Genomic DNA, 25,724 nt, shown 5'->3' with positions numbered 1-25,724 from the left:
AGGTGGTTGTGCGTACAAGTTGCTAGTTGGGTGGCTGAGAAAGTTGCTGATTTATTGTGCCTTGGGTGCGTTTATCGGAATCCCTGGCCGCTGGGCAAATTGAAGTTTTAAGTCTCTTACCTTGCATTCAAGCACTTTCCGTCGTAATCTTGCGTTAATTGTATTGAATCTAAATAAGGGTTTCGTTGCTATGCGTAAACGTAGTGTTGCAGATTTGACCATTGGCGAAAAAGCGGTTATTCAGTCGTTTGATGATGAATCATTATCGCTGAAGCTGCTTGAAATGGGATGTCTACCGGGAGCTGAAGTACAAATGAGTGGCAAAGCGCCGATGGGCGATCCAATTTGTCTGAATGTAGCTGGTTATCGTCTGGCCATTCGAAAATCGGAAGCTGCTACGATCATCATTGATTAGTCAGGGTGTTGTGACTGATCTTGATTGACCAGTCGCACGTTTTAAATCACAAACCGTAACAGAGTTGAGTGCTACCATAATTGCTTTAGTCGGAAACCCGAATGCCGGTAAATCATCACTTTTCAATCAACTAACTGGATTGCGACAAAAGACGGGGAATTTCCCCGGTGTTACGGTCGATAAAAAATCCGGAACCTGGACCATCGATTCGAACCACACGGCTACTGTGGTTGACTTCCCTGGAGTGTACTCTATTTACCCCAAGTCGCTGGACGAGCAGATTGTTACGGATATTCTGGCTAATCCAACGCACCCGGATTATCCCGACGTAGCGATAGTGGTGGTCGATGCGTCAAATCTGCATCGGAATTTATTGCTATTTACCCAAATCGCAGACCTTGGCGTACCAGTCATATTAGCCCTGAACATGCTTGATGTGGCCCATAAGCAGGAAAAGGAAGTTAACGCTGTTAAGTTGTCCATGCGTTTGGGGGTGCCGGTTGTGCGGATCAATGCCCGTACCGGTGAAGGGGTGGAGCAATTAAAAAAAGCTGTTCTTAATCACGTTGAACAACCTCTACCGGCAAACAAACTTTTCTTCGATCCGGGCGATGAAGTAGCTGGATTAATAACCGATACGAAAACACAATATCAGCTTGCCAATAATTATCTGGCGTTGCAATATATTATTCAGCACGACGGCTTCACGTTTTTGAATCGCCAGCAACAAGTTGGGCTCGATACTATTATCGATAAGCATCAGTTCAGCGAACGCAAATTTCAGGCAGACGAAACCATTACGCGCTATAAGCGGATCAGTAAGATCGTGGCTGATACGGTTACCCAGAAGCGCGGAGCCAATCAGCCTACCTGGAGCCAGAAACTTGATCGAATCCTTCTGCATCCGGTTTGGGGATATATACTGTTTACGTTTGTTCTGCTGTTAATCTTTCAGGCAATTTTTGCCTGGGCAGAACCGTTCATGGATGCCATTGACTCGGGCGTGGCCTGGTTGAATGGTAAATTAAAAGAAAGCTTGCCAGCTGGTCCGCTAACCGATTTGCTGACGGACGGAATCCTGGCCGGAATAGGGGGGATTCTAGTATTTATTCCGCAGATCGCTTTCCTTTTTTTGTTGGTTGCCCTGCTCGAAGAGTCGGGCTATATGTCGAGGGTGATGGTTATTATGGACCGAATTATGCGAAAATTCGGTCTGAACGGACGTAGTGTCGTACCGCTGATCTCGGGGGTCGCCTGTGCTGTCCCAGCCATTATGGCGACACGTAGCATTGGTACACGGCGCGACCGTCTGATTACTATTCTGGTGACTCCATTGATGAGTTGTTCGGCTCGCCTGCCAATCTATACGATCCTGATTGCGCTGGTGGTTCCCAGCAAACGAGTGCTGGGCGTGTTTAACCTGCAGGGGCTGGCCTTGATGGCGCTTTATTTACTGGGATTAGTAAGTGCCTTGCTGGCCGCCTACGTATTGAAAGGCTTTCTAAAGACTAAAGAGCGTAGCTTCTTTATCATGGAATTGCCTACGTTCAAGTTACCGCGCTGGAACCACGTTGGCTTAACCATTTGGGAAAGCGTTCGGTCGTTTGTCTGGGAAGCCGGACGGGTTATTTTGGCTATTTCTATTATCTTATGGGTGCTGGCAAGCTACGGCCCCGGCGATTCAATGGAAAAAGCTGAACAGCAGGTACGACAGCAAAACCCCACTCTATCGGACGACGAATTACAGAATCGGGTGGCCTCTGAACGACTGGAAGCATCCTATGCCGGGAATTTCGGTCATTTTATAGAACCCGTTATTAAACCACTTGGCTACGATTGGAAAATTGGGATTGCTCTGTTGAGTTCATTTGCCGCCCGCGAAGTTTTCGTTGGCACCATGTCTACCATTTACAGTATCGGTGATGGCGATGAAGAAGGGGTTACGATCCGCGAACGACTGCGTCAGGAGCGTAATCCGGAAACAGGCGGACCCATGTACACGCCTGCTGTGGCATGGTCGTTACTGATTTTTTATGTATTTGCCATGATGTGTATGAGTACGCTGGCGGCTACACAACGGGAGACAAAAAGCTGGAAATGGCCAGCGGTTCAACTAGTATATATGATGACGTTAGCCTACGTAACGGCTTTTGCTACGTATCATTTTTTGAAATAGTGAAATGCATAAATAAGAAAACCCCATCCGGCTCTAGCCAGATGGGGTTTTCTTATTATCAATGGATGCTACCAAAGTAATCCTTTCGAAATGAGAGGATACACAAAATGATAGACGATATAAGCAAACAACGCTACGGTTAACCCGCCTAAAGCGGTGGTTTGGTCAAAGGAGACTCTTGATCTCCGCGAGGGACGGTGTACGCGCCAATCGCGCTGTGCTGTAGGTTTCATGAGTATTTGTTGGTATGCTTTTACGCAGTACAAATTTGGGACCGCTTTCACTGTAAAAACAGAGCGAAAACCCTGATTATGCCTAATGCGTATTATTACCTGAATACCTGTTGACCTATATACGTAATGTTTACTAAGCGGTAGTTACTGAAAAAAGAAAATCGAAAATTAATTCCTGTAGCGTGGCGAAGAATCTACAGTTCTGTAACTTATTTTCTACAAGTCTAGTCCCAGCGTAGAGAATCTAGTATGTCAGTAGCAACCATTCCAATAGGTCCGCGCTGCTCGGCAGCCCGATCGCCAGCCAGACCATGGGCAAAAACACCTAACACAGCTGCTTCGATCGGATCGTAGCCCTGAGCGAGCAAAGCGGTAAGAATACCCGTCAGTACGTCGCCGGTACCACCTGTGCTCAGTCCGGGATTTCCCGTTGAGTTAAAATGAATATCGCCGTCGGGGGTGGTTACCGCCGAATAGGCGCCCTTAAGTACAACAATAACTTTGTACTTTTTGGCAAATTCGCGCAGGATATCCAGTTTCTGATAATCATTTTCCCACTTTTTAGTCAGTCGCTCAAACTCTTTTGGGTGAGGGGTGAGAATACTGTTGATAGGTAATTTAGCCAGCAGGTCACGGTTTTCAGATAACAGGTTTAAGGCGTCGGCATCAACAACAATTGGCTTTTTTAACGTGGGTAGCAATGAACGAAGCATGGTCAGTGTTTCGGGGGCTTTGCCAATGCCGGGACCAATGCCTACAGTTGAATAATCGACAGGCTCAGGACCTTCCACCTCACTGGCCCCTGTCAATACCCGCTGATGCTCATCGGGGCGACACATCGCTTCGGGTACTGAGGTTTGCAGGATTTCGTAACCACATTGAGGCACCTGAACTGTTAATAAGCCCACGCCCGACCGTAAACAAGCTTTGGCTGACAAAACAGCCGCGCCTATTTTACCGTAACTACCCGCCAGCAGCAGCGCATGGCCGAAGGATCCCTTGTTCGAAAACCGATCCCTTTTCTGTAGTAACAGCCTTGCATCTTTCGGTTGCGTGAAATAATAAGGCGTTGGAGAGGTATCGATGTAGCGTTTATGGAGCTGAATATCAACTAGCTGCCAATTGCCAACGTAGCGTCCATTTTTTGGCAGCAAGAAGGCTAACTTGGGTAATTGGAAGGAGACCGTATAATCGGGTTCAATAATGACGTCCGTTGGCGAGTTGGGCTGATCGGTATATAGTCCGCTAGCTATATCGACAGAAACAACGGTTGCAGGAGCCCGATTAATGGCCTCGACGGTACTTTTAACGATGCCATCGGCTGGCCGCGACAGACCCGATCCCAAAATGGCGTCAATAACAACTTCATTATGGCGTATAGCGGGTATATCGTGCGTTAATTCAACGTAGCGGATGTTCTCCGTGACGAGCTTCAGCCGACGATGATTATGCATAAAATCGTCGGATTCGCGCGGAGCGTAACGAACCACAAAGACTTCAATACGATACTCCCGTTCGAGCAGCAGTCGGGCAATGGCCAGGCCATCACCGCCATTGTTTCCTAAACCACAAAATATCTTTATGGCCGTTGAAGTAGAAAAATGATCCGCGAACCAGTCAACGAACGCAAGAGCAGCACGCTCCATCAGATTGATGGGTGCAATGGGTTCGTGCTGGATCGTATACTGGTCAAGGGCTCGAATCTGGTCAACATTTAGTATTTTCATCGATTTGGCGTCATTTACGCGAGGTAATTTTGCAAAAGTATTTTCAAGTGCTGAGAAATTTGCTATCTTTGCGGCTCATTTCGCAAATACTTATCTGGCGATTTATATACAGTCATGAGCGAGTTAATCAAATTAGTGGAGGCAGACAACGCGCAGCGTCGCGCCGATTTGCCCACGTTTCGGGCGGGCGATACGGTGAACGTACACGTTAAAATCCGCGAAGGAAATAAGGAACGTATCCAGGTGTTTACGGGAACGGTTATTCAACGCCGTAACCCAAGCAGCGCTGGTGAAACATTCACTGTCCGTAAAGTATCAAATGGCGTTGGAGTTGAACGTATCTTCCCCGTTTTGTCGCCTAATATCGACAAAATTGAGGTTGTGCGCCTTGGTAAAGTACGTCGTGCCCGTTTGTTCTTCCTACGTGGTCGTCAAGGTAAAGCTGCCCGTCTGAAAGAGCGTAAGCCAAAGGCAACGGTAGCAGCTTAATGGCTCTACGTTAATACGATCTTACGAAAAGCTGCCTGTATAGGCAGCTTTTTTGTTTTTATAACGTAGCGAAACGGAACTTAACTCGCGACTCCGTCCTTAATCAGAGTCGGCTAATCACTACACAATGAATTTTTTCAAATACCAGGGTACGGGGAATGATTTTATCATGATCGATGATCGGGATGGTAATTTCCCCGCTTCCGATCAGGCTTTCGTTGAACGGCTGTGTCACCGTCGGTTTGGGATTGGCGCTGATGGACTCATTCTGCTGCAAAACGATCCGGAATACGATTTCAGAATGGTTTATTTCAATGCCGATGGGGCCGAAGGCAGCATGTGCGGTAATGGTGGCCGCTGCATCGTTCGTTTTGCCCACGATCTGGGTTTATTTGAGAAAAAGGCCCGATTTATAGCGGTCGATGGCGAGCACGTAGCGGTTGTTGATGGCGAGAACATATCACTTAAAATGAGTGATGTATCGGGCATCGAGAATCGGGGAGGGCTTACGTTCCTAAATACGGGCTCACCACACGTGGTGCAGTTCGTGGATGACCTGGAATCGCTTGATGTGGTTGCTGATGGACGTAGCATTCGGTATAGCGAACCGTTTCAGCCCGGAGGCACAAACATTAATTTTGCGCAGATAGTCGATGCCAATACTCTGTTTGTCAGAACGTATGAGCGGGGTGTGGAAGACGAAACGTACTCCTGCGGAACGGGCGTAACCGCCGTTGCGCTGGTGGCTCATCAGCAGTTATCGATGCCCGATCCAATTCATATTCAGACCATTGGTGGTAATCTGAGCGTATCGTTCCAGTACCAGGGCGAGGATATTTTCGAAAGTATTCACCTGATAGGTCCGGCAAAACGGGTTTATTCTGGCAGTATTGCTCTGTAGGCGAACAAGTTCTCTCTGAGGTCAAACCCTTTTCTTTCCTGACGGACGATTGTGTATACGACTCGTCGGCGGCTGGTTTTTGTAGGATTACCCATTGTTACGTATGCATTGCTACGTCCTATAGCATAGCTTGCTTCAGTCTTCAGATTCAATAATTCCGCCATGCAGATGGTAAATATACTTAGTTTGTAAGTCAGGCTGGCGTAGAAAATCTTTGACAGCTACCCGACTGCGAACACCATTTGTACAGATGGCGATAAGCGTATCGTAGGGCGCCAACTCTGCTTTTCTGGCTCGGATATCGGGTAGTGGTATGTTGATGCCGCCGATATTGAATTCTTCAAACTCCCATTCATCCCGTACATCTATAACCAATGTATTGGGGTCTTTTCGAATGGTCTCCAGTTCTGCCAGCGAAATGTCGGTATAATCGTGTGTGGTCATACAAAGCCATAACGCAGAATGAACGGTAGGTGTTCGGCAAGTATAGTCAACGCCTGCTAATCGAAATAATTTCTATTTCGTTCATTTGTTGGCGGGTTCCCCAACCACACATCAAGTCAACTTGACGGCCCGTTTCTGCAAAACGAATAGTAACAGCTCGTTCAAAGGTGGTTGGATTGGGCTGAATGTCGGCCAGCGCTTTCTGTAAAATTGGAAGCGATGAGGCTGTTGGCTTATAACTGACCGCCGTTGCGGTTGAATCGGGTATATCGAGCCGGACGTGTTCTTCACAACCATCAGTAGGGACCGAGTTCTCATAGATAAAAGCTGGTTCGGTACGTATTGGCCCTAGTCCTTCTGGCGAATCTTTTTGACAACTGAAAGCAAAGGTGAGCAGAAAAAGTAGTAAGACTCTCATGGCAGTAATTTTTTATAAAGACTCTTTTTGCTTTTGAATAGTTGTAACTGGCCGATGTTACAGCAAAAACTGTCAATGTGTCAGAAAAGAACGTACTGGAACAGGATTTGAATACGCCCGACTAAAATAACAACTGACTTTAGAAGACACTATGGAATCCGTACAGAGCGAAAAAGGGCAGATTTCGATCCACACAGAGAATATCTTCCCGATTATCAAGAAGTTTCTCTATTCCGACCACGAGATTTTCCTGCGTGAATTAGTATCGAACGCGGTTGATGCGACTCAGAAACTACGTCAACTGGCTTCGTTTGGTGAGTTTAATGGCGAACTGGGCGAGTTAAAAGTGACCGTATCGCTCAACGAAGAAGCTAAAACCATTACCATTAGCGATAATGGTATTGGTATGACGGCCGACGAAATCAAGAAATACATTAACCAGATTGCTTTTTCTGGAGCGGCTGATTTCCTGGAAAAATATAAAGACAAAACCGACGATAAAGGCCAGATTATTGGTCATTTCGGTCTAGGCTTTTACTCGGCATTTATGGTTGCCGAAGAAGTCGAGATTATTACCAAATCGTATCGCGATAATGCGGAAGCTGCTCGTTGGGTTTGCGATGGATCGACTGAGTTTGAACTGACACCCGCCGAACGTACCGAGCGCGGTACGGATATTATTCTGCACATTGCTCCCGATTCTGAGGAGTTTCTGAATAAAGGCCGTTTGCGCGGAATTCTGGATAAATACGCTCGTTTCTTACCTGCTGCCATTGAATTTGATGGCCAGGTCGTGAACAATACCACTCCCATCTGGACCAAATCGCCATCTGAACTGACCGATGAGGATTACAAAACGTTCTACCGCGAATTGTATCCAATGAGCGAAGAGCCTTTGTTCTGGATTCATCTGAATGTAGACTATCCATTTAATCTGACGGGTATTCTGTATTTCCCGCGTATCAAGAATGAGCTACGTTTTCAACGTGAAAAAATACAGCTTTACAGCCGCCAGGTATTTATTACGGATGAAGTGAAGGATGTTGTTCCTGACTTCCTGATGATGCTCCACGGCGTTATTGATTCGCCAGATATTCCGCTTAACGTATCGAGAAGTTTCCTGCAGGCTGATTCGAATGTTAAGAAAATCAATGGGTACATTACCCGTAAAGTGGCAGACAAACTACAGGAGCTTTTCAACGCTGATCGGAAGGCCTTTGAAGAGAAGTTTGACGACATCGGCTTATTCATCAAATACGGTATCCTGAGCGATGACAAGTTCTGGGAAAAAGCGAAGAATTTCGTGCTTCTCAAAAACACGGCTAACGCTTATTCGACTCTTGACGAATACCGCGAGAAGGTACAGGCTAACCAGACCGATAAAAACGACACGGTCGTCATGTTGTACACGTCCGATCGCAAGCAGCAGGATGCTTACATCGAGTCGGCCGTTCGGCGTGGTTATGACGTATTGTTGATGGATAATGTAATCGACGCTCATTTCATCAATGCACTGGAGCAAAAACTGGAAAAGGTACATTTCCAACGAGTTGATGCTGATACGCTAGATAAGCTGATCGATAAAGGAATCAGTAACGAAAGCGTTCTTTCAGAAGCTGACCAGACCAAGTTAAAAGAAGTGTTTGAGCAGGTATTGGATAATAAAATGCTGAATGTGAGCATTGAAGCACAGCCAACGGATGAACTCCCAGTAACCATTACGTTACCTGAGTTCATGCGTCGGATGAAAGATATGTCGGCTTTATCGGGTGAGCAATCGTTTTATGGGAATCTGCCCGTTACGTACAATGTGGTTGTTAACGCCAATCACCCGCTTATCGGCAAAGTTTTGTCTGAAACCGATGAGAATGCGCAGAAATCGCTGGTGAAACAAGTGTATGATTTAGCATTGTTGTCGCAAAATATGCTGACCGGGTCTGATTTGACGGCTTTTGTACGGCGTACGGTTGCTACGTTGTAAGCAGGCTTCTAATAACAAAAAAGCCACCAGTAGACGTATCTGCTGGTGGCTTTTTTGTTATTGGAAGTCTGGTTTATTAGGCTCGTCCATTGCTGCTACGTGGTATTTGGGTAATGGAAGCCCCGGCGGCTCGGTTTGATCGGCGGCTGAACCAAACCTTTCGACGAGCAATCAGACGGGATATAACAAATAGCATGATTGCCATAATGATAACAACGGCAATTAAGGGCAGGAAAATCGAAAAAATCGATAAACTCAATGAGGCAACGTTTTCGCCGGTCGCCACAGCCGGATTAGCAACACCACCCGTAGTTATTGACGAGCCCATCCTCAGCAAACTCGTTCCGGCCTGAACGATACCTGCCGAGCTCCCGCCCAACATTAACCCCAGTCCCCAATGCAGGATTGGATTATCGATATGCAGAAAAGACGTGCTGAGTAACGTACCGGCTATGATTGATGCAGGGGTTGCCAGCGTATCCAGTAAATTGTCGAGCCAGGGAATGTAGTAAGCGCCTATTTCGAAAATGGTAGCAATGGACAAGCCGAATAAAGCGGGCCATCCACTCAGCCATTCAAAGCCTGCAACCGTGCCAATAAATCCGAGCTTGGTGGCAACACTGGCTATAAGCAATGGTACAAACACACGGAACCCGCAACAGGCGGCTAACCCTACACCAATGCAGGCACTCATGATCCATTCGATGGACATAGTTATTGAACAGTTAATTGGTTAAACGTACAGCTTTAGCGAGCAATAGCGGTATTGCTTTGCTTAATCTGCCATACCGTTACTAGCCAGGAAGTATAAACTTCATTTTAAGCTATTCGGTTTAGCCAAAAAACTGTGGATTGAAATTCATCAGGAAAACTTCATCGGTAGACCGGGTTAAAGCGGTATACAACCAGCGGACAAATTCATTATTGACTTGCCCTTCCGGCAAAAAGCCCTGATCGATAAATACCGCACTCCACTGCCCCCCCTGCGCTTTATGACAAGTGAGTGCATAGGCAAACTTTACCTGTAGGGCATTAAGGTATGGATCTTTCCGAACAGCTTCGGCCCGCTCTTTTTTACTTTTGATGTAGAAATAATCTTTCATCACGCTCTCATAGAGCGCTTTATACTGATCTGCCGAGAGGGAAGGAACGGGAGAATAAAGGGTGTCGAGCAGTATCTTAGCTTCAAAATCAGGCTGATCCTCATAGTCGACTAAACGTAACGTAACAGTGGCGAATCGGAACCCGTGCACTTCTTCCTTATTCCGTATCTTCTGCACTTCAGCAAATTCTCCGTTCGCCAGAAAGCCAGCGGGGGAGTCCTCATCGAGAATCGTATAGTTGTTACGGGCAATCATCAGCATGTCGCCCGCATCCAGCTCTTCTTCGCACTGATCGATCATCCGTCGTACAAACTGATTGTACTGTACGGCCACTTTGTTCGACCGGCAAATGATCGCTGTATTCTCCCGGCCGTATTTATTATAAGCGTACCGAATACCATCCTCCAGCTTCATAAGCGGCATTTTGTAGATATCGCGGAACGATCGAACGTTTAGCTGAATAGGAGGGACCTCCATGCTGTCAGCGTTATTGTCGTCATTCATCAGTGCGTCGAAGCCAACAGCTTTAGGGCTTGATGCTACGTTGCCAAGCAGTAATCGTAAGTTCGTTGCGTTGTAGAGAATCCCTGACTCTTCTTCCTGACGCATCACCTCCGTGAGTTCCTGTTCGTAAACGGTCATATCGAACGAGCTGGACAGAAAGCCGCGATCCAGTGCCGGGCTCAACTCACGGCCAACGGGCGGAAGCTGTGCCGTATCACCAACCAACATCAGCTTGTTGCCGGGGCCTTCAAATACGTAATCAATCAGATCGGTTAAGAGGCCTTTGCCCCCAAATTCGGCTTCATCAGAAATCATGGAAGCTTCGTCTACGATAAAGAGCGTGTCCTCATGATAGTTCTTTTGCCGCTGGAACGCCAACTGACTAGAGCCTGGTTCGGCAACCTGCCGATAGATTTTCCGGTGGATGGTTTGAGAGGGCTTCTTCGCATAGCTGGCCATTACTTTGGCCGCCCGACCTGTTGGGGCCAGGAGAACCGATTTATAGCCGAATCGGGGTAAAACCTTGATAAGCGTTCCAACAAGAGTGGTTTTGCCGGTTCCTGCATAGCCACGTAGCAGGAAGCAGTCGCGGTAATGCTCGTACTCTTCCTGAACAATGAACGCACCTATCTGCTCAAAAAATTGCTGTTGTCCAAGTGTGGGTTTATAGGGGAAGCGTTTCGCCAACAGTTGGGCTGCAGTCTGTGTTTCATTCATGTTACAATATACAAAAAAAGCAGGAAAGCTAAAAGCATATAATCAGCTGGTAGAAACAGGTGTAATGCTTATTTTCTACTATTTTTTATTTCTTTCGCAATACTCTCTTTCATGCTTTCTCCTTTTTGTTTATCTTCACAGCACCACTAACTCCTTCTAATACATGAAAATACGTCAAATTCTTCAGGGGAAAGCGATTAATGCCCTCTATTCTGTATCGTCTGATGAAACCGTTCTGGACGCACTCAAAGTTATGGCGGACAAGAATATCGGCGCTGTACTGGTTGTTGATGAGGGTAGGCTGACGGGTATATTTTCGGAACGTGACTACGCCCGTAAAGTGATTTTGAAGGGAAGGCATTCGAACGACACGCGAGTTGCCGAAGTTATGACATCGCGGGTAATTACGATTGAGCCGGAGCAAAGACTTGATGAATGTATGGAAATTATGTCAGAGCGCCACATCCGGCATTTGCCCGTGATGGAAAATGGTACGTTGATGGGCATTATTTCCATCAATGACGTAGTAACAGCAATCATGCGGGATCAGAAAACCCGTATTGACTCACTCGAAAGTTATATTTCGGGCAGCCCTTACTAGGGTATGGGGTATGATGGGGTACGTAGCCTGGCAGCTATCTGTAAGCACCTTATCATACCCTTTTTTGGCTACCTTTGCGCTCCCGATACATAAATGAAGGTAGTATAAGGTGGTATCAAGTCAGAACAATGTACTGGAAGTTTATGGGAATCGATTGCGTGTACGCGTCTGTGGACTATGTCGTCAGGAGGATCGATTATTACTCGTACACCATCAGGGATTAGGAGCAGCCGGTACGTTCTGGAGCCCGCCGGGTGGGGGCGTGCAATTTGGAGAAAAGGCGTATGATGCGTTAATTCGGGAGTTTTCGGAAGAAACTGGTTTGATTATTGATGTAGGAGAACTGCTGTTTGTTCATGAATTCATTGCCGATCCTTTACATGCAATCGAGCTTTTCTTTCAGGTAAACATTGTATGCGGGGTACTACAGAAAGGGTATGATCCTGAAATGCCTGCAGAGAGCCAGCAGATTACTGACGTTCAATTTCTGTCATTTGATGCTATCAAACGTCTTCCGGAAGATTCTGTGCATGTTGTAGTACGTAATTGCCAGTCAATTGATGATTTGTTTCGTTTGCGCGGGTATTTGTGTTACTGAGGTTTTTTAGCCTATTTTGTTTGTATTTGGTTTAATAAGTCAATGAAGTGTTAACTTAGATTTAGTTTGATAATCTTCCTTTTTCTTACTTTTTAGTTGCCAGGAACCCGTGCAAATTAATGTGACCCTTACTCCAACCGTAATTATTCATTCAAGCTCATTTGATCCTACCAAAACAGCTAAATCTGTTCTGTGTATGGAGGTTGGGCGCGATCGATTTCGGTTTCTGGTGCAGGATTCACGTCGGAAAGCTAGCTATCTGGAAGATTATACGTTCCCTTCGTTGCTGACCGACCGGCCATTGACGGAGATTCTGCCTGATGTTTTTCGGCACCATCCTATTCTTTCGGCGGGACCGTGGCAGGAAATTCGTATCGGTGTCAATTCGTCGTCGTTTACTATTGTTCCCAAGCCAATTTTTCGGAAAGAATACGCCAGTAGCTACCTATCGCTGATGCGGGGAAGTGCCCTGCCTGCGCATGAGTTTGCCCAGTCATACGCTCATGAAAGTGAAGGGTTCTTATCCATTTTCAATCTGGAACATCCGCTCGTTGATTATTTTTCAGGGGTGTACCCGTTACAGCCATCCGTATTTGTTCACCAGATTGGTTCCCTGATTCAGGCAACTGCCGAACTGGATCGACACATCATGACACCACACAATATGTGGTTTTATTTTGAAGACGAGTTTGTGTCGATACTATACCGTAGAGAGAAACAATTGATATACTGCAATCGGTTTGGGTATAAAAATGTACAGGATCTGGCTTATTACGTCCTGTATGTGCTGGATGAAATGGGCCTTCCGCCGGCCGAAGCTAATATTTATCTCTACGGTGAAATTACGCCATTTGCGGAGTCCTATACTACGTTAAGCCGGTTTTTGCCCAACTTATCATTTGGCCATTCGCCTACAAGCCTGAAACTGGCAGATGAGTTCGATGACCTGCCCGAGCATCGATATTTAAGCCTGTTTGGACTTTCTTTATTGAGTGAGTGAGGTTTACACCAAAGAGCAAATAACTTTGTGGCCAAAGGTTAATTCATAACTCTATGAAGCGTATTGCTCTATTCCCTGGTTCGTTCGATCCTTTTACCAAAGGCCATGAAGATATTGTGTTGCGTGGACTTCGCTTATTCGATGAAGTAATTATTGGAATCGGCAGAAATCCTCGTAAAGAACGCTACTTCCCACTAGAACAGATGATTCATTTAATTGAAGAAGCGTTCAGGGATTATCCGGCCGTACGTGTAATCAGCTACGATGATTTAACCGCTTCTGTGGCTCGGGAAGCCGGGGCCAGGTTTTTGCTACGTGGTTTACGGAATACGACAGATTTTGAGTACGAGAACGGTATTTCTCAGGTGAACCGATATATCTACGATGAGGTAGAAACGGTTTTCCTAATTACTTCTCCTCATCTGGCTCCAATTAGTTCGAGCATCATTCGCGAATTACACCGGTATGGACAGCAGGTGGATGAGTTTCTGCCGTACAAGCTGGAAGCCCATCCACTGGGTCATTAAATTACTTATCGATAGACTGATTTACAGAGTTACTCATTGACTCGATCACGTAGCGGATGGAGCTAAATGAGTTGGTAAGGGCTAACTTGGTTTGACGTGGGTCGAGCCAGGCGAGCTTCTCGATGTCTTCATCGGCCTGAGGAGCCATGCGGCTATCATCCCGCGAACTCATTCGATACCATTTCGTCCGTTTCAGAATGCGGCTGCCGTTCAGGGTATAGGTATGCCAGGTAGTGCAGATACGTTCTCCAACCGACACCCGAACACCGGTTTCCTCCTCTACTTCGCGGGCGGCACCCTGCCGGGATGATTCGCCATCGTCTAATTTACCTTTGGGTAAGTCCCATACGCCCCTACGGAATATGAGTAGTATATTGTTGTTCTTCACAACCACCCCACCTGCTGCTTTAATTATTTTGAAGGGCTTTTTAATAGCCGTTTCGCAACTATCCTTATCGAGACATCCTAATGTTATCGAAAGCAGGCGCGAAGCATTTGCTTTCTGGAGTAATAAGAGGAGTTTATCGATGGTAGCGGGAGTTGTATTTAGTACTAGAAGATGGCCCTGCAAAGCATCTTCCTTTAGGACTTCCAGCCTCGAATCAACGATTCGATCAAAATCATTGAAAGGCCCCTGTTTCAAGGGTTCGGTAAGCTGAGAAGCAGCTTTTGGACCAACGAGCCGAATTGGGCGGTCGTTTATAAAAACAATCATCGGTACATTTTGCGGTTCGAATGGTAAAAATAGCAAAAACCCGCGTCTGTTACAGGGTTTACCCGTTGGAAACAATTTCCGTTTGCTATTTTTGCGATAAGCCAACCATCTCCCTTCGTGGAACTTCTTATAATCTTACTGCTGACACTTCTGAATGGTGTGTTTTCCATGTCAGAAATTGCCCTTGTTTCATCACGTAAATCAAAGCTGGAATCCGCAGCCAAAAATGGAGATCGAAGAGCGCAGGTTGCCCTTGAATTATCGAATGCACCGAACCGCTTCTTATCGACCGTACAGATTGGTATCACGTTGATCGGTATTTTGCTCGGTATTTTTTCGGGCGATAAGTTAACCGGCGATGTGCAGGCGTTTGTCGCCCAAATCGACGTACTCGCACCATACGCTCATTCTATTGCTGTAGTGCTGGTGTTGCTCTTGTTAACCTATATGTCCTTAGTATTTGGCGAGTTAGTACCTAAACGGATTGGCCTTTCAAATCCTGAAGGAATTGCCAAAACAATGGCAGGTCCGATGATTTTACTGTCCCGGGTTACATCGCCGTTCATCTCCCTACTAACTTTTTCCAGTGATCTGTTGCTAAAGCTACTTAATATCAAACCCAACGAGAGCGCTGTTACGGAAGAAGAAATCAAAAGTCTGATACAGGAAGGTACTTCTGGCGGAGCCATTGAAGAAATCGAGCAGGAGATTGTGCAGAATGTTTTTCAACTCGGCGACCGAAAAATTACATCGTTGATGACCAATCGGCAGGAGATTGTTTTTCTGGACCTGGAAGACGACCTCGCTGAAAATAAAGCGAAAGTACTAGACTATAAGCATTCGATCTATCCGCTCTGCAACGGAAGTGTAGATGAGGTTGTGGGGTTAATTTATTCGAAAGATTTCCTTGGCAAGGATCTCGATACGGAATTGATGCGCCTTGACGAAATTAAACGGGAGGCACTATTTGTACCCGAAAATAATCGGGCCTATCAAGTGCTTGAGCGTTTTCGGGAGCGTCGCCAGTATGTGGGTATGATTGTTGATGAGTATGGAGGTGTCTTAGGAATCGTTACCTTGAACGACATTCTGGACGTACTGGTGGGTGATATTAATGACGATACGTATCCTGATTATGAAATCCGGGAGCGGGAAGACGGTAGTTTTTTGATTGACGCCCAGTTACCTTTTGAAGATTTTATATCATACTTTAACATCACGATTACGGCCCAGGCAAGACGTGAACTTACCGGTTTTGATACGTTAGGAGGCTTTGCTTTACATATTTTAAAGGATATTCCTCAAACTGGAGAGTCGTTTGTTTGGCAGGCCTTTAGGTTTGAAATAGTGGATATGGATAAGAGCCGGATTGATAAAATTCTGGTACGTCGGATAGGGGAAGAATGAGGCTGATTTTTAAACAGTCAGTATCGTTTATAGGTTATTGAGGATGTACCAAACTCATCAATAGCCATGCGGCAACTTACCCCGGATATTGTCGATACTTCTGGTAAAAGTTCGAGCCAGGTTCCATCTGTGATGGACAACGATCCAAATGCTGATGAGGAAATAATCAATCAGCAAGTAGGAGAGCAATACCCGAAAGCGGTTGAACAGCCAGCAGAACTTGCCAAAATATCTCCCGATAACCTTGCTGATTCAATTGCCTATGCGATTGATGGCAGTGGACCCGGTATAACGAACGATACGCCTAATGCAGCTGCGCATAGTGTCGTAGCTGAAGGAGATGCTCCTGAAGACTCTCAAGCGTAAATAAGGAATAGTTTTACAAATCAGAGGGCCAACCGAAAACTTCGGTTGGCCCTCTGATTTGTAGAGATAAGCGTTGATACACTATTAGACTACCTCCTTGTATTGCATACGGTATAGATTAGCATAAAAGCCTTCATGCTGAAGAAGCTCTTCGTGATTTCCCTGCTCAACAATATGACCTTTATCGACCACAATGATCTTGTCTGCTTTTTGGATGGTGGATAAGCGGTGAGCAATTACAATAGCCGTACGCCCTTTCATCAGCTTGCCAATGGCATTCTGAATCATCTCTTCCGTTTCGGTATCGACAGACGATGTTGCTTCGTCCAGAACAATAATTTTAGGGTCCTGGACCATAGCCCTTACGAACGAAATCAACTGACGCTGACCGACTGACAAGGTTGATCCGCGTTCCATTACGTTATATTGATAACCACCCGGCAACCGTTCGATGAAATCATGAACACCAACCAGTTTGGCGGCTTCGATCATTTTTTCGTGGCTGATTTTCTTGTCGCCTAACGTAATGTTATTCTCTATCGTGTCGGAAAACAAAAAGACATCCTGCAAGACGACACCAATGTTACGTCGTAAATGTCCTAGTTCATAATCGTGCACATCAACGCCGTCGACCTTAATTTCTCCTTTATTAATATCGTAGAAACGGCTCAGCAAATTGATAATGGACGATTTACCGGCTCCTGTAGCTCCAACAAATGCGATTGTCTCGCCAGCCTTAACACGGAATGAAATATCGCGTAATACCCAATCTTCGTTGTTGTAAGCAAACCATACGTTGTCGAACACTACGTCTCCATTTATGGTCGATGGAGCATAATTGCCATTATTGACTGTAAAGTCGTCGCTGTCCAATAGCTTAATAATCCGGTCAGTACTTACAATACCCATCTGCAACGTATTGAAGCGATCAGCCAGCATACGAATTGGCCGGAAAAACAGGTTAATAAACATTACAAAGGCCGTTACCGTACCAAACGTAATGTCGTCAGTAATAATCTGTTTGGCACCGTACCAGACAACCAGCCCAACGGCAACGGCTGAAATAATATCGGCGACCGGGTAATACACTGAATAATACCAGATGGAGCGAATGTTGGCATCGCGGTGTTCGGCATTGATTGTCCGGAATTTTTCAGCCTCTATTTTCTCACTACCAAATATCTGCACGATATTCATGCCGGTAATGTGTTCCTGCACAAAGGAGTTCAGGTTGGCTACAGCAGTACGTACTTCATTGAATGATTTTTTGATTTTCTCTTTGAAGACATACGTACTAAAGAGCATCAGCGGAATTGTCGACAGGCTGATGGCTGCCAATCGCCAATCGGTGTAGAACATAACGCCGATAATTAGAACCAGCTGGAGAATATCACCGGCAATGGCGGCCATGCCCTCGCTGAATACATCGGCAAGAGTTTCAACATCTGAAATGGATCGGGTAACCAGTCGACCTATAGGCGTATTATCGAAGAATTTGAGCCGGAGTTGAAGGATTTTACGATAAAGCTGTACACGGATATCGCGAATAATATACTGCCCCAACCACCCCGATAGATAGGTATTTGAAAACTGAATAATTGCCTGAACAACCAGAACGCCAATCATCACGATGAGCATAAACGTCAGTCGTTGGTAGTCGGCAGCGGCAATTACGTTATCGATGGTATATCGAATAAGAAGTGGCGTCAACGGGGCCAGACAGGCTGACAGCAGAATAACACCAATAAGAAGATAAAAGCGGCCTTGATAAGGCTTGACAAATGAGTATAACCGCCGAAGGATATCCCAGTCGAAAATTCGACCGGCCGACGATTCGGTGTTTTTTGTTTCCTGGCTCACAGAACGTAAAAATGGCGAGTGTAGCTAGGTAACAGCGTTTCTCGTGTGAACGTTTCAGCGCAGATAGATTTGATTCTGGTTCGTCTGTTTTAATACGAGTAAAAACGAACACGCAGTGCTTTACTGGAAGCAACGTAGTAAGTTAGCAGCGTAGCGACTAACAATTTGCTACAAAAACGAGTATGGTGAAGCAGTGTGGTTTATAGCATCAATTAGGATATGAAACGGCGGACCTTCGCCCGGCTGGTGGCAGCAGTACCAGCAACGTTACAGATAGGCAATGAAATACCAGTATTGGACAAGGTAAGGCCTAGTGTAGATGAACGTAACACGAACGATGATCGATCTTACTGGATACAGACATTGGGTAAGATCGTTGAGCCGGTTTTAGTGGCTTTGTCGGCCAATCGTCTGAGAGAGACCATGCCGGTTGAGTCGGTACCGGGGCAGGAGGATAGCCGAAACGCTGTTTCACATCTGGAGGCCTTGGGGCGTACGGTAGCTGGTTTAGCTCCCTGGTTGCAATTGGAAATCGATGATTCGCCAGAGGGACGGATACGGCAACGATTTTTTGATCTTACCTGGAAGTCAATTGCTAACGGTGTCAATCCACAGTCGCCCGATTATCTGAATTTTACGAAAGGGGGCCAGCCGTTGGTGGATGCTGCTTTCTTAGCGCACGGACTGCTACGTGCTCCCAGGCTGTGGAGTGCACTAAGTGCTGAGGAACAGGCCAATCTGGTTAAAGCGTTACAGTTAACTCGAGTTATAAAGCCGGGCTACAATAACTGGCTTTTATTCAGTGCGATGGTAGAAGCCGCTTTACTGAAGTTTACCGGGTCGGGCGACGAAATGCGCATGGATTATGCCATTCGTCAACATGAAGCCTGGTATAAAGGGGATGGTGTATACGGTGATGGGCCTGATTTTCATTGGGATTATTATAACAGCTACGTTATTCAGCCGATGCTGCTGGACGTAGTGAAAACATTAACGGAGGCCGGAAAAGCAGACAAAAAACTGTACGAAAGCTTACTGCTACGTGCCCAGCGATACGCTATTGTTCAGGAACGATTAATTGGGCCAGATGGCTCATTTGCGGCATTTGGCCGTTCGCTGGCCTATCGGTGTGGGGCTTTTCAACTGTTATCGCAGGTTGCGCTTCAGAATAACCTGCCAATCGAAATCACACCTGGACAGGTTCGGTCTGCCTTGACGGCCGTTATTCGGCGAACAATGGATGCTTCGAATACCTTTGATTCGAAAGGATGGCTACAAATTGGCTTATGTGGTCATCAGCCGTCCATTGGCGAAACGTATATTTCAACAGGGAGCTTGTATCTGTGTTCGGTAGCCTTTGTAGCCTTGGGCTTACCCGCATCCGAGCCTTTCTGGTCTGATCCATCTACGGACTGGACATCGAAAAAGATCTGGTCGGGGCAGGATGTAAAAACGGATCACGCCATAAAAGGATAACAAAAATGCCGGAAACCTTCAAGTTTCCGGCATCGGTAAACGTAGTGTAAGGGGTTACGAAACGGTTCCGCCGTTCCAGACTGCTTCTCCCGGTGTAATCAAAGACAATTTTCCGTCACGATCTTCAGCCATCAGAATCATTCCCTGCGACTCCAGTCCCATCATTTTACGGGGAGCCAGATTGGCCAGGAAGGTAACCTGTTTGCCAATGACTTCTTCCGGCGAAAAATGCTTGGCAATCCCGCTCAGGATTTGTCGGCCGCCTAAACCATCGTCGACTTTTAGTTTCAGCAGTTTATCACTTTTAGGAACGCGTTCGGCTTCGGTGATCGTACCTACCCGAATATCCATTTTGGCGAAATCATCATAAGTAATTTCATTTCGAATAGCCGGAATGGTTTTCGTTTCTAATTCATTCATGCGCTTGGCATTGAGTAATTTTTGAATCTGTTTATTTATTTCTTCGTCTTCGATCTTGGCAAACAGCAGTTCACCTTTTCCCAACTCGTGACCTTCCACCAGTAGGTCGGCACGCCCGGCGTTGGTCCAGTTGAAATGTTCGGTGATATTCAACTGACTACGTAATTTCTCGGTCGTAAAGGGCAAAAAGGGCTCGCAAACGATGCTCAGATTCGCAGAGATTTGCAGTGCGATGTTCAAAATCGTGTTAGCCCGTAGTGGATCGGTTTTAACAACTTTCCAGGGTTCCGTTTCTGCCAGATACTTGTTGCCCAAGCGGGCTAAGTCCATCAACGAGCCAAGCGCTTCCCGGAATTTATATTGACCTATAGCCTGACCAATTCGGTCCGGAAATTGGGCCAGTTCGTTCAGTGTCTGTTGATCATAATCTGTCAAAGCACCAATAGGAGGGACTTTTCCATCGCAGAATTTCTGGGTGAGCACAATAGCCCGGTTGACAAAATTGCCAAAAACCGCAACCAGTTCATTGTTATTACGTGCCTGAAAATCTTTCCAGGTAAACTCACTGTCTTTCGTTTCGGGAGCATTAGCCGCCAGAACGTAGCGTAATACGTCCTGTTTTCCTGGTAACTCCTCCAGATATTCGTGAAGCCAGACTGCCCAGTTGCGAGACGTACTGATCTTATCGCCTTCCAGATTCATGAATTCATTGGCGGGTACGTTGTCGGCCAGAATATAGCTTCCTTCCGCCATCAACATGGCTGGGAAAATAATGCAGTGGAAAACAATGTTATCTTTTCCGATGAAATGAACCAGCTTGGTATCCTTGTCGCGCCAGTATAGTTCCCAGTCACGCCCTTGCTGAGCCGCCCATTCTTTGGTCATACTGATGTAGCCAATGGGTGCGTCGAACCAGACGTACAGCACTTTACCATCGGCATCGGGCAATGGAACGGAGATCCCCCAGTCGAGGTCACGGGTCATGGCGCGGGGACGTAGTCCCTCTTTCAGCCACGATTGACACTGACCGAATACGTTTGTTTTCCATTCGGTATGGCTGTTCACGTATTCTTCAATTTTGGGCTGCATCCGGTCCAGCGGCAAAAACCAGTTTTTGGTAGAACGCATAACTGGTTTGGAGCCCGAGAGGGTTGAGTGTGGCTCAATAAGCTCGGTTGGGCTGAGTGCCGTTCCACAGCGTTCGCATTGATCGCCATAAGCATTAGGATTACCACAAACCGGACACGTACCGACAATGTAGCGATCGGCCAGAAACTGACCTGCCACTTCATCATAGTATTGCTCAGTTACTTCTTCGTCGAAATCACCGTTGTCGTACAGTTTCGTAAAAAACTCCTGCGACGTTTCGTGGTGAATTTGATTCGAGGTACGCGAGTAAATATCGAACGAGATACCGAAATCGCTGAAGGCTTGCTTAATCTGAACGTAGTATTTATCGACAACCTGTTGCGGAGTAATGCCTTCCTTCTTGGCTTTGATAGTAATCGGAACGCCATGCTCATCGGTTCCGCTAATGAACGCTACGTCTTTCCCGGTCGAGCGTAGATAGCGGACGTAGATGTCGGCGGGTAGGTAACAGCCTGCAATGTGGCCGATGTGAATCGGACCGTTGGCGTAAATTAAGGCCGCCGTAACGGTATATCGTTGTGGGTTTTCCAGGGACATAAACAGTTTATAGTTTATAGTTTTCAGTTTATAGTTTTCAGTGGCTGACGCTAGATATTTGCTGACGCATCAGCCACTGAAAACTATAAACTGAAAACTATAAACTGCATTTGTGGCGTAAAATTAGTAATTCAAGCCCGAACGTTGTTATGTTTACGCAAAGAGTACACGTTAGGCTACTATGGAAAACAACAAGCCCGATACGAATAATTTCCTCAACTGGGTCGAAATCAAAAACTTCAATTGACATCATCACTATTTAATTCTGTTTTTATTACGGGAGCAACCGGATTCATTGGGTCGCATATAGCACGTCGCTACCTGGCAGATGGCTACTCTGTGTCGGCGCTGAAACGGGCGGATAGCAGCTATGGAATGCTTATTGACGTAGCAGATCAGATTACGTGGTACGAAGGCGATGTGCTCGATATTCCTTCGCTTGAACAAGCTATAAAACCAGGAATCGATGTTGTTCATGCCGCAGCTATTGTCTCGTTTGAGCCTAAAGGCCGGGATCAGATGGAACGTATTAATGTGGAAGGTACGGCTAACGTAGTAAATGTCTGCCTGAACGTGGGCATACGAAAGTTGGGATTTATAAGTTCAGTGGCCGCCGTAGGGCGACCGGTTCCGAAGGGAAATACTAAAAACGAGCCCGTTGTGGTCGATGAGAACTATAAATGGGAAGAATCGCCAAATAACTCAAACTACGCAAAGACTAAATACCGGGCGGAGCTGGAAGTCTGGCGTGGAGTCGCCGAAGGGCTTAACGTAGCCATTGTCAATCCATCCATTGTGCTGGGAACGGGCGATTGGAACCGAAGCAGTTTACAATTGATCAAGTACGTAATGGACCAAAAACCGTTCTACCCGGCTGGACTGGCGAACTACGTTGATGTGTTGGATGTGGTTGATGCGATGGTTCGTTTAATGCAGTCATCCATTTCATCACAAAGGTTCATTCTCAATGGGGGCACCATTCCTTACCGTTCCTTGTTAGAACAACTAGCGAATGCGCTGAAGAAACGCCCCCCAACCATGCGGGTGCCGCCAGCCTTGACTCGTCTGCTTTGGCCACTTGAAGCGATACGAGCCTGGGTACTAGGAAAGACACCGCTGATTACTCGGGAAACTGCCCGCTCGGCCAGTTCATTGTATCAGTACGATGGACGTAAAATAGAACAGGTAGCTGGGTTTCAGTATCGTTCGCTAAGCGAAACAATTCAGCGTATAGCCTCGGCTCTGAGCGATACATAAAAGTCTCCACAAAGGCAGTTTTGTGATGGCTGATCAGAGCGTAAATTTTCGGGCAATGGGTTGGAATTTCTCTTTTCTGACATTATATTACACTGCCAAAGGATAAATCGCGCCATTGGCGCGGCCCCTATCCGCCCCACATTTTTAAGGCAATAGCATGGAGCAAGAGTTCGAAGAACGAGAAGGCGATATTAAAGAATCTATCCGGCGTTTTGAGCAGATGCTGGACCAGCAGCAAAGCCAGTTTTTCGACCTGGACGTCTATGAACAAATGGTTGAACATTACCTCAATCATGGTGATTTAGACAAGGCTTTTAAAGCCGCCGAGGCCGGACTGGAGAATTTCCCATATGCGCTGGAGCTTATGCTCGACAAAGCCCAGATTCTGGCTAATTTTCAGCGGTTTGATGAATCGCTGGATCTGCTGGAACGGGCTTCGTTGTTTAATCCCGGCGATCTTGATGTGCCATTTATGCAGGGATCAGTTTTAAATATGGCTGGTCGTTACGAAGAAGCCATTCAGGTATTGGAAGAATTGCTCGACAAAGCTGAAGATAAGGATGATATTCTGTTTCAGCTGGGACAGAGCTACCAGAACTGGGGGCGATATGAGGATGCAATTGCTTACTACAAAAAATCAATTGCTCTGAATATCAACAATGAAAATGCGCTCTACGAGTTGGCGTTTTGTCTCGACGTTACGGGTGAGCTGGAAAATAGCCTGACGTACTACCAACAGTTGATCGATAAAGATCCGTATTCATACAATGCCTGGTACAACATCGGGATAGCGTATAGTAAACTGGCCCGGTATGCCGAAGCGGCCGAAGCCTACGATTATGCTGTCCTGATCAAGGAAGATTTCTCCTCCGCACATTTCAACCTGGGTAATACATATATGAACCTGGGGCTTTTCGAAAAAGCAGAGAATTGCTACCGGGAAACGCTTAAGTATGAAGAAGCAACCGCTGATACGTACTGCCACCTGGGCGCTAGCTTAGAAAAGCAGGACCGTTTGCCAGAGGCTATCAAAGAATATAGAGAAGCTATTAAACTAGATTCGCTGTGGGATGAAGCCTGGCACGGCATTGGTGTATGTTTGAGTGAGTCGGGGAAATGGTACGAAGCGTTGCCGTTCCTGCAAAAGGCTGTCAAGCTAAACGATCAGAACAGTGAGTATTACCTGGCTCTGGCCGAAACAGAGTATAAAATCGGCAATGTTCTATCCAGTGTCGAAGCCTTTGAGAAAGCAGCTGAGGTCGATTCATCAAACCCTGATGTTTACTTAACCTGGTCGCTGGTTCCTTTTGATCAGGGCGATTTTCTGAAAGCCAACGAGATTATTCAGACAGGGCTTGAGGATATGCCCAAAGAGGCTGATTTATATTACCGCTCGGCTGTCTATCTGATTCATGCGGGTTATTATCGGGAGTCGTTGATCCAACTGGAAGCTGCGCTTGCTCTTGACTATGATGCGCATGTGCAGCTGTTTGAGTTTTTCCCGGAGCTGGAAAAGCAAAAAGCGCTCTACAAAATCATTCAGCAGTACAAAAAGTAAGTCGTTTGACCCATAAAAAAGGCCCTGAATTGATTTCAGGGCCTTTTTTATGGATATGTTATTTTATTCATAGCCAGAAGATTTACGGTTTCGTTCTGGTGCGGTGTGATCAATGGTTTCAACTGTAGCTGCTGTAGTTATTGAAGACTTTTGAGAGGTGGTTTAATCTTCTGGCCCCGAGTCGGAAGCTGCTTTGGAACGACGGCGGTTTTCCAGATATACGTAGACATGAAGCGCATGGTTAAAACGATGGATCCGTAATTGATCAGCTGGAATGCGCTGGATTGTGTATTGGTTCAGATAGCCAAGTTCGAGCCGGAGATTTTCGCTTATCTTCCTGCCGATAGCCATATAAGTGCGGTTCTGGTCGAAGTGCGTAGCCGTGGGTGAGAGGACCATCATGGGTTCGATACTCAAATGCGTATACCACCGTTTATCTTGCTCGTTACGTTTAAAAACAGGATTGATCCAGCGAGCCATCGCCCGTAAGCGAACATTAAAACGGTCGGCCAGCACCTCCTGCGATTCGCCATCCGAAAGAAATACATAGGCGTTGGCTAACGTATCAGTCCGGGACGGCCAGCGAAGTTCTGTGCGAAACCGTTGAATGAATTCGCCATCACCTAGCGGTTTGGTTATTTGTAATTGCGGAATTATCCGTATTTCCTGAAAAAAAGTGGTTGGTTGATACTCATTAATCCGCCCCCAGTTCCACCAAAGTCCGATTGGTGAAATGGAAAGTCGAACGGGTTTAGACAACTGATAATTAATCCAGGGTCTGAAAACCTGTAATAGCGGATGCCGGAATGCGTTTAAATCACGCCCATCGTCATCGGCCTGTCGGCGGTATTGATGATCGAGCTGAAAGCTCCAGCGACCGCCCGTTTTAAAGACGAAGTTCTGTTCTGTCCAAAAAACAGCCCGGTTGCGGGTTTCATGGCGGGTTGACTGGCCGCGTGTCTGTAACGTAGCACAGCAAAGTAGAATCAGTACAAATCGAATCATACGCAATAACGTAGTTTTTTCATGAACCCTAACCCGGGGGAAAAGCGTAATGTTCAGTGAACGCATCAGAAAACGGGAATGATTGTTACTATTACGTAGCGTGAAGCTGTTGGCTGGCCCGAATTTTGTTTGATAACTAG

Annotated in this window: 24 protein-coding genes; 14 read left to right on the top strand and 10 right to left on the bottom strand. The window is 46.3% G+C overall.

Annotated elements, in window-relative coordinates; genetic code table 11:
- Positions 1 to 190: 190 nt before the first annotated feature.
- Together GK108_RS17065 and feoB are read left to right on the top strand one after the other, a co-directional pair.
- Complete coding sequence (locus GK108_RS17065) at positions 191 to 415, top strand: FeoA family protein (RefSeq protein ID WP_163951074.1); 225 nt, start codon at positions 191 to 193, stop codon at positions 413 to 415.
- 64 nt (positions 416 to 479) lie between these two features.
- The gene (gene feoB / locus GK108_RS17060) at positions 480 to 2,591 is read left to right on the top strand and encodes a ferrous iron transport protein B (RefSeq protein WP_163951069.1); all 2,112 of its coding nucleotides are present in this window, start codon (positions 480 to 482) and stop codon (positions 2,589 to 2,591) included.
- Between the two features lie 68 nt (positions 2,592 to 2,659).
- Here feoB and GK108_RS31090 read toward each other — a convergent pair whose 3' ends face one another.
- Both GK108_RS31090 and GK108_RS17055 read right to left on the bottom strand, forming a co-directional pair.
- Positions 2,660 to 2,824, bottom strand: coding sequence for a hypothetical protein (locus GK108_RS31090; RefSeq protein ID WP_170305401.1), 165 nt, complete (start codon positions 2,822 to 2,824; stop codon positions 2,660 to 2,662).
- A 224-nt stretch (positions 2,825 to 3,048) separates the two neighbouring features.
- Positions 3,049 to 4,551: an NAD(P)H-hydrate dehydratase gene (locus GK108_RS17055; protein WP_163951066.1), complete on the bottom strand. Its 1,503-nt coding sequence runs from the start codon at positions 4,549 to 4,551 to the stop codon at positions 3,049 to 3,051.
- A 114-nt stretch (positions 4,552 to 4,665) separates the two neighbouring features.
- Between GK108_RS17055 and rplS the strand changes: the two genes are divergently transcribed.
- Together rplS and dapF are read left to right on the top strand one after the other, a co-directional pair.
- Positions 4,666 to 5,040, top strand: a complete 375-nt coding sequence (rplS, locus tag GK108_RS17050) for a 50S ribosomal protein L19 (RefSeq protein WP_163951062.1) — start codon at positions 4,666 to 4,668, stop codon at positions 5,038 to 5,040.
- Positions 5,041 to 5,167: 127 nt separating this feature from the next.
- A complete protein-coding gene (dapF, locus tag GK108_RS17045) occupies positions 5,168 to 5,941 on the top strand; it encodes a diaminopimelate epimerase (RefSeq protein WP_163951059.1) in 774 nt (257 codons plus the stop codon).
- A 135-nt stretch (positions 5,942 to 6,076) separates the two neighbouring features.
- On the opposite strand, the gene GK108_RS17040 is transcribed toward dapF, so the two are convergent.
- On the bottom strand, positions 6,077 to 6,385 hold the full coding sequence (locus GK108_RS17040; protein WP_163951056.1) for a rhodanese-like domain-containing protein: 309 nt from the start codon (positions 6,383 to 6,385) through the stop codon (positions 6,077 to 6,079).
- A gap of 46 nt (positions 6,386 to 6,431) precedes the next feature.
- A complete protein-coding gene (locus GK108_RS17035; protein WP_163951053.1) occupies positions 6,432 to 6,803 on the bottom strand; it encodes a hypothetical protein in 372 nt (123 codons plus the stop codon).
- A 151-nt stretch (positions 6,804 to 6,954) separates the two neighbouring features.
- Here GK108_RS17035 and htpG point away from each other — a divergent pair, with 151 nt between their 5' ends.
- Positions 6,955 to 8,784: a molecular chaperone HtpG gene (gene htpG, locus GK108_RS17030; protein WP_163951051.1), complete on the top strand. Its 1,830-nt coding sequence runs from the start codon at positions 6,955 to 6,957 to the stop codon at positions 8,782 to 8,784.
- A gap of 76 nt (positions 8,785 to 8,860) precedes the next feature.
- On the opposite strand, the gene GK108_RS17025 is transcribed toward htpG, so the two are convergent.
- A complete protein-coding gene (locus GK108_RS17025; protein WP_163951048.1) occupies positions 8,861 to 9,496 on the bottom strand; it encodes a DUF4126 domain-containing protein in 636 nt (211 codons plus the stop codon).
- Positions 9,497 to 9,617: 121 nt separating this feature from the next.
- On the bottom strand, positions 9,618 to 11,108 hold the full coding sequence (locus tag GK108_RS17020; protein WP_163951045.1) for an ATP-dependent DNA helicase: 1,491 nt from the start codon (positions 11,106 to 11,108) through the stop codon (positions 9,618 to 9,620).
- A 163-nt stretch (positions 11,109 to 11,271) separates the two neighbouring features.
- Here GK108_RS17020 and GK108_RS17015 point away from each other — a divergent pair, with 163 nt between their 5' ends.
- From GK108_RS17015 to coaD, 4 genes are all read left to right on the top strand, one after another.
- On the top strand, positions 11,272 to 11,709 hold the full coding sequence (locus GK108_RS17015) for a CBS domain-containing protein (RefSeq protein WP_163951042.1): 438 nt from the start codon (positions 11,272 to 11,274) through the stop codon (positions 11,707 to 11,709).
- A 109-nt stretch (positions 11,710 to 11,818) separates the two neighbouring features.
- On the top strand, positions 11,819 to 12,307 hold the full coding sequence (locus GK108_RS17010; protein WP_163951039.1) for an NUDIX domain-containing protein: 489 nt from the start codon (positions 11,819 to 11,821) through the stop codon (positions 12,305 to 12,307).
- A gap of 109 nt (positions 12,308 to 12,416) precedes the next feature.
- Entirely contained in the window at positions 12,417 to 13,307 is an 891-nt protein-coding gene (locus GK108_RS17005) for a DUF3822 family protein (protein ID WP_317166542.1), read from the top strand.
- 53 nt (positions 13,308 to 13,360) lie between these two features.
- Positions 13,361 to 13,834, top strand: a complete 474-nt coding sequence (gene coaD / locus GK108_RS17000) for a pantetheine-phosphate adenylyltransferase (protein ID WP_163951036.1) — start codon at positions 13,361 to 13,363, stop codon at positions 13,832 to 13,834.
- Position 13,835: 1 nt separating this feature from the next.
- On the opposite strand, the gene GK108_RS16995 is transcribed toward coaD, so the two are convergent.
- Positions 13,836 to 14,549: an NUDIX hydrolase gene (locus tag GK108_RS16995; RefSeq protein ID WP_163951031.1), complete on the bottom strand. Its 714-nt coding sequence runs from the start codon at positions 14,547 to 14,549 to the stop codon at positions 13,836 to 13,838.
- A gap of 117 nt (positions 14,550 to 14,666) precedes the next feature.
- Here GK108_RS16995 and GK108_RS16990 point away from each other — a divergent pair, with 117 nt between their 5' ends.
- Positions 14,667 to 15,956, top strand: a complete 1,290-nt coding sequence (locus GK108_RS16990; protein WP_163951028.1) for a hemolysin family protein — start codon at positions 14,667 to 14,669, stop codon at positions 15,954 to 15,956.
- Positions 15,957 to 16,022: 66 nt separating this feature from the next.
- Positions 16,023 to 16,322: a hypothetical protein gene (locus GK108_RS16985; protein WP_163951025.1), complete on the top strand. Its 300-nt coding sequence runs from the start codon at positions 16,023 to 16,025 to the stop codon at positions 16,320 to 16,322.
- Between the two features lie 84 nt (positions 16,323 to 16,406).
- On the opposite strand, the gene GK108_RS16980 is transcribed toward GK108_RS16985, so the two are convergent.
- Positions 16,407 to 18,182: an ABC transporter ATP-binding protein gene (locus tag GK108_RS16980; protein ID WP_163951022.1), complete on the bottom strand. Its 1,776-nt coding sequence runs from the start codon at positions 18,180 to 18,182 to the stop codon at positions 16,407 to 16,409.
- Between the two features lie 219 nt (positions 18,183 to 18,401).
- On the opposite strand from GK108_RS16980, the gene GK108_RS16975 reads away from it, so the two are divergent.
- Positions 18,402 to 19,658 (top strand): DUF2264 domain-containing protein, encoded by a 1,257-nt coding sequence (locus GK108_RS16975; protein ID WP_163951019.1) that lies wholly within the window; start codon positions 18,402 to 18,404, stop codon positions 19,656 to 19,658.
- Between the two features lie 54 nt (positions 19,659 to 19,712).
- Here GK108_RS16975 and metG read toward each other — a convergent pair whose 3' ends face one another.
- Positions 19,713 to 21,764, bottom strand: coding sequence for a methionine--tRNA ligase (gene metG, locus GK108_RS16970; protein ID WP_163951016.1), 2,052 nt, complete (start codon positions 21,762 to 21,764; stop codon positions 19,713 to 19,715).
- A 243-nt stretch (positions 21,765 to 22,007) separates the two neighbouring features.
- On the opposite strand from metG, the gene GK108_RS16965 reads away from it, so the two are divergent.
- The gene (locus GK108_RS16965) at positions 22,008 to 23,021 is read left to right on the top strand and encodes an NAD-dependent epimerase/dehydratase family protein (protein ID WP_163951012.1); all 1,014 of its coding nucleotides are present in this window, start codon (positions 22,008 to 22,010) and stop codon (positions 23,019 to 23,021) included.
- 157 nt (positions 23,022 to 23,178) lie between these two features.
- Positions 23,179 to 24,579: a tetratricopeptide repeat protein gene (locus tag GK108_RS16960; protein WP_163951010.1), complete on the top strand. Its 1,401-nt coding sequence runs from the start codon at positions 23,179 to 23,181 to the stop codon at positions 24,577 to 24,579.
- A 162-nt stretch (positions 24,580 to 24,741) separates the two neighbouring features.
- Here GK108_RS16960 and GK108_RS16955 read toward each other — a convergent pair whose 3' ends face one another.
- Positions 24,742 to 25,584, bottom strand: a complete 843-nt coding sequence (locus GK108_RS16955) for a DUF2490 domain-containing protein (RefSeq protein ID WP_163951007.1) — start codon at positions 25,582 to 25,584, stop codon at positions 24,742 to 24,744.
- Positions 25,585 to 25,724 lie beyond the last annotated feature (140 nt).

Origin of the sequence: Spirosoma terrae, from assembly GCF_010435915.1 — a bacterium.
Lineage (GTDB): Bacteria > Bacteroidota > Bacteroidia > Cytophagales > Spirosomataceae > Spirosoma > Spirosoma terrae.
The sequence above is the reverse complement of the archived record's forward strand: the minus strand, read 5'-3'. Positions and strand labels throughout refer to the sequence as shown.

Coding starts and splice junctions, on each gene's coding strand:
- GK108_RS17020 (WP_163951045.1), bottom strand. CDS start 11,108: ATGAATGAAACACAGACTGCAGCCCAACTGTTGGCGAAACGCTTCCCC.
- rplS (WP_163951062.1), top strand. CDS start 4,666: ATGAGCGAGTTAATCAAATTAGTGGAGGCAGACAACGCGCAGCGTCGC.
- metG (WP_163951016.1), bottom strand. CDS start 21,764: ATGTCCCTGGAAAACCCACAACGATATACCGTTACGGCGGCCTTAATT.
- GK108_RS16985 (WP_163951025.1), top strand. CDS start 16,023: ATGCGGCAACTTACCCCGGATATTGTCGATACTTCTGGTAAAAGTTCG.
- GK108_RS17025 (WP_163951048.1), bottom strand. CDS start 9,496: ATGTCCATCGAATGGATCATGAGTGCCTGCATTGGTGTAGGGTTAGCC.
- GK108_RS17055 (WP_163951066.1), bottom strand. CDS start 4,551: ATGAAAATACTAAATGTTGACCAGATTCGAGCCCTTGACCAGTATACG.
- htpG (WP_163951051.1), top strand. CDS start 6,955: ATGGAATCCGTACAGAGCGAAAAAGGGCAGATTTCGATCCACACAGAG.
- coaD (WP_163951036.1), top strand. CDS start 13,361: ATGAAGCGTATTGCTCTATTCCCTGGTTCGTTCGATCCTTTTACCAAA.
- GK108_RS16995 (WP_163951031.1), bottom strand. CDS start 14,549: ATGATTGTTTTTATAAACGACCGCCCAATTCGGCTCGTTGGTCCAAAA.
- GK108_RS17035 (WP_163951053.1), bottom strand. CDS start 6,803: ATGAGAGTCTTACTACTTTTTCTGCTCACCTTTGCTTTCAGTTGTCAA.
- GK108_RS17065 (WP_163951074.1), top strand. CDS start 191: ATGCGTAAACGTAGTGTTGCAGATTTGACCATTGGCGAAAAAGCGGTT.
- GK108_RS16955 (WP_163951007.1), bottom strand. CDS start 25,584: ATGATTCGATTTGTACTGATTCTACTTTGCTGTGCTACGTTACAGACA.
- GK108_RS16975 (WP_163951019.1), top strand. CDS start 18,402: ATGAAACGGCGGACCTTCGCCCGGCTGGTGGCAGCAGTACCAGCAACG.
- dapF (WP_163951059.1), top strand. CDS start 5,168: ATGAATTTTTTCAAATACCAGGGTACGGGGAATGATTTTATCATGATC.
- GK108_RS17040 (WP_163951056.1), bottom strand. CDS start 6,385: ATGACCACACACGATTATACCGACATTTCGCTGGCAGAACTGGAGACC.
- GK108_RS31090 (WP_170305401.1), bottom strand. CDS start 2,824: ATGAAACCTACAGCACAGCGCGATTGGCGCGTACACCGTCCCTCGCGG.
- GK108_RS17015 (WP_163951042.1), top strand. CDS start 11,272: ATGAAAATACGTCAAATTCTTCAGGGGAAAGCGATTAATGCCCTCTAT.
- GK108_RS16960 (WP_163951010.1), top strand. CDS start 23,179: ATGGAGCAAGAGTTCGAAGAACGAGAAGGCGATATTAAAGAATCTATC.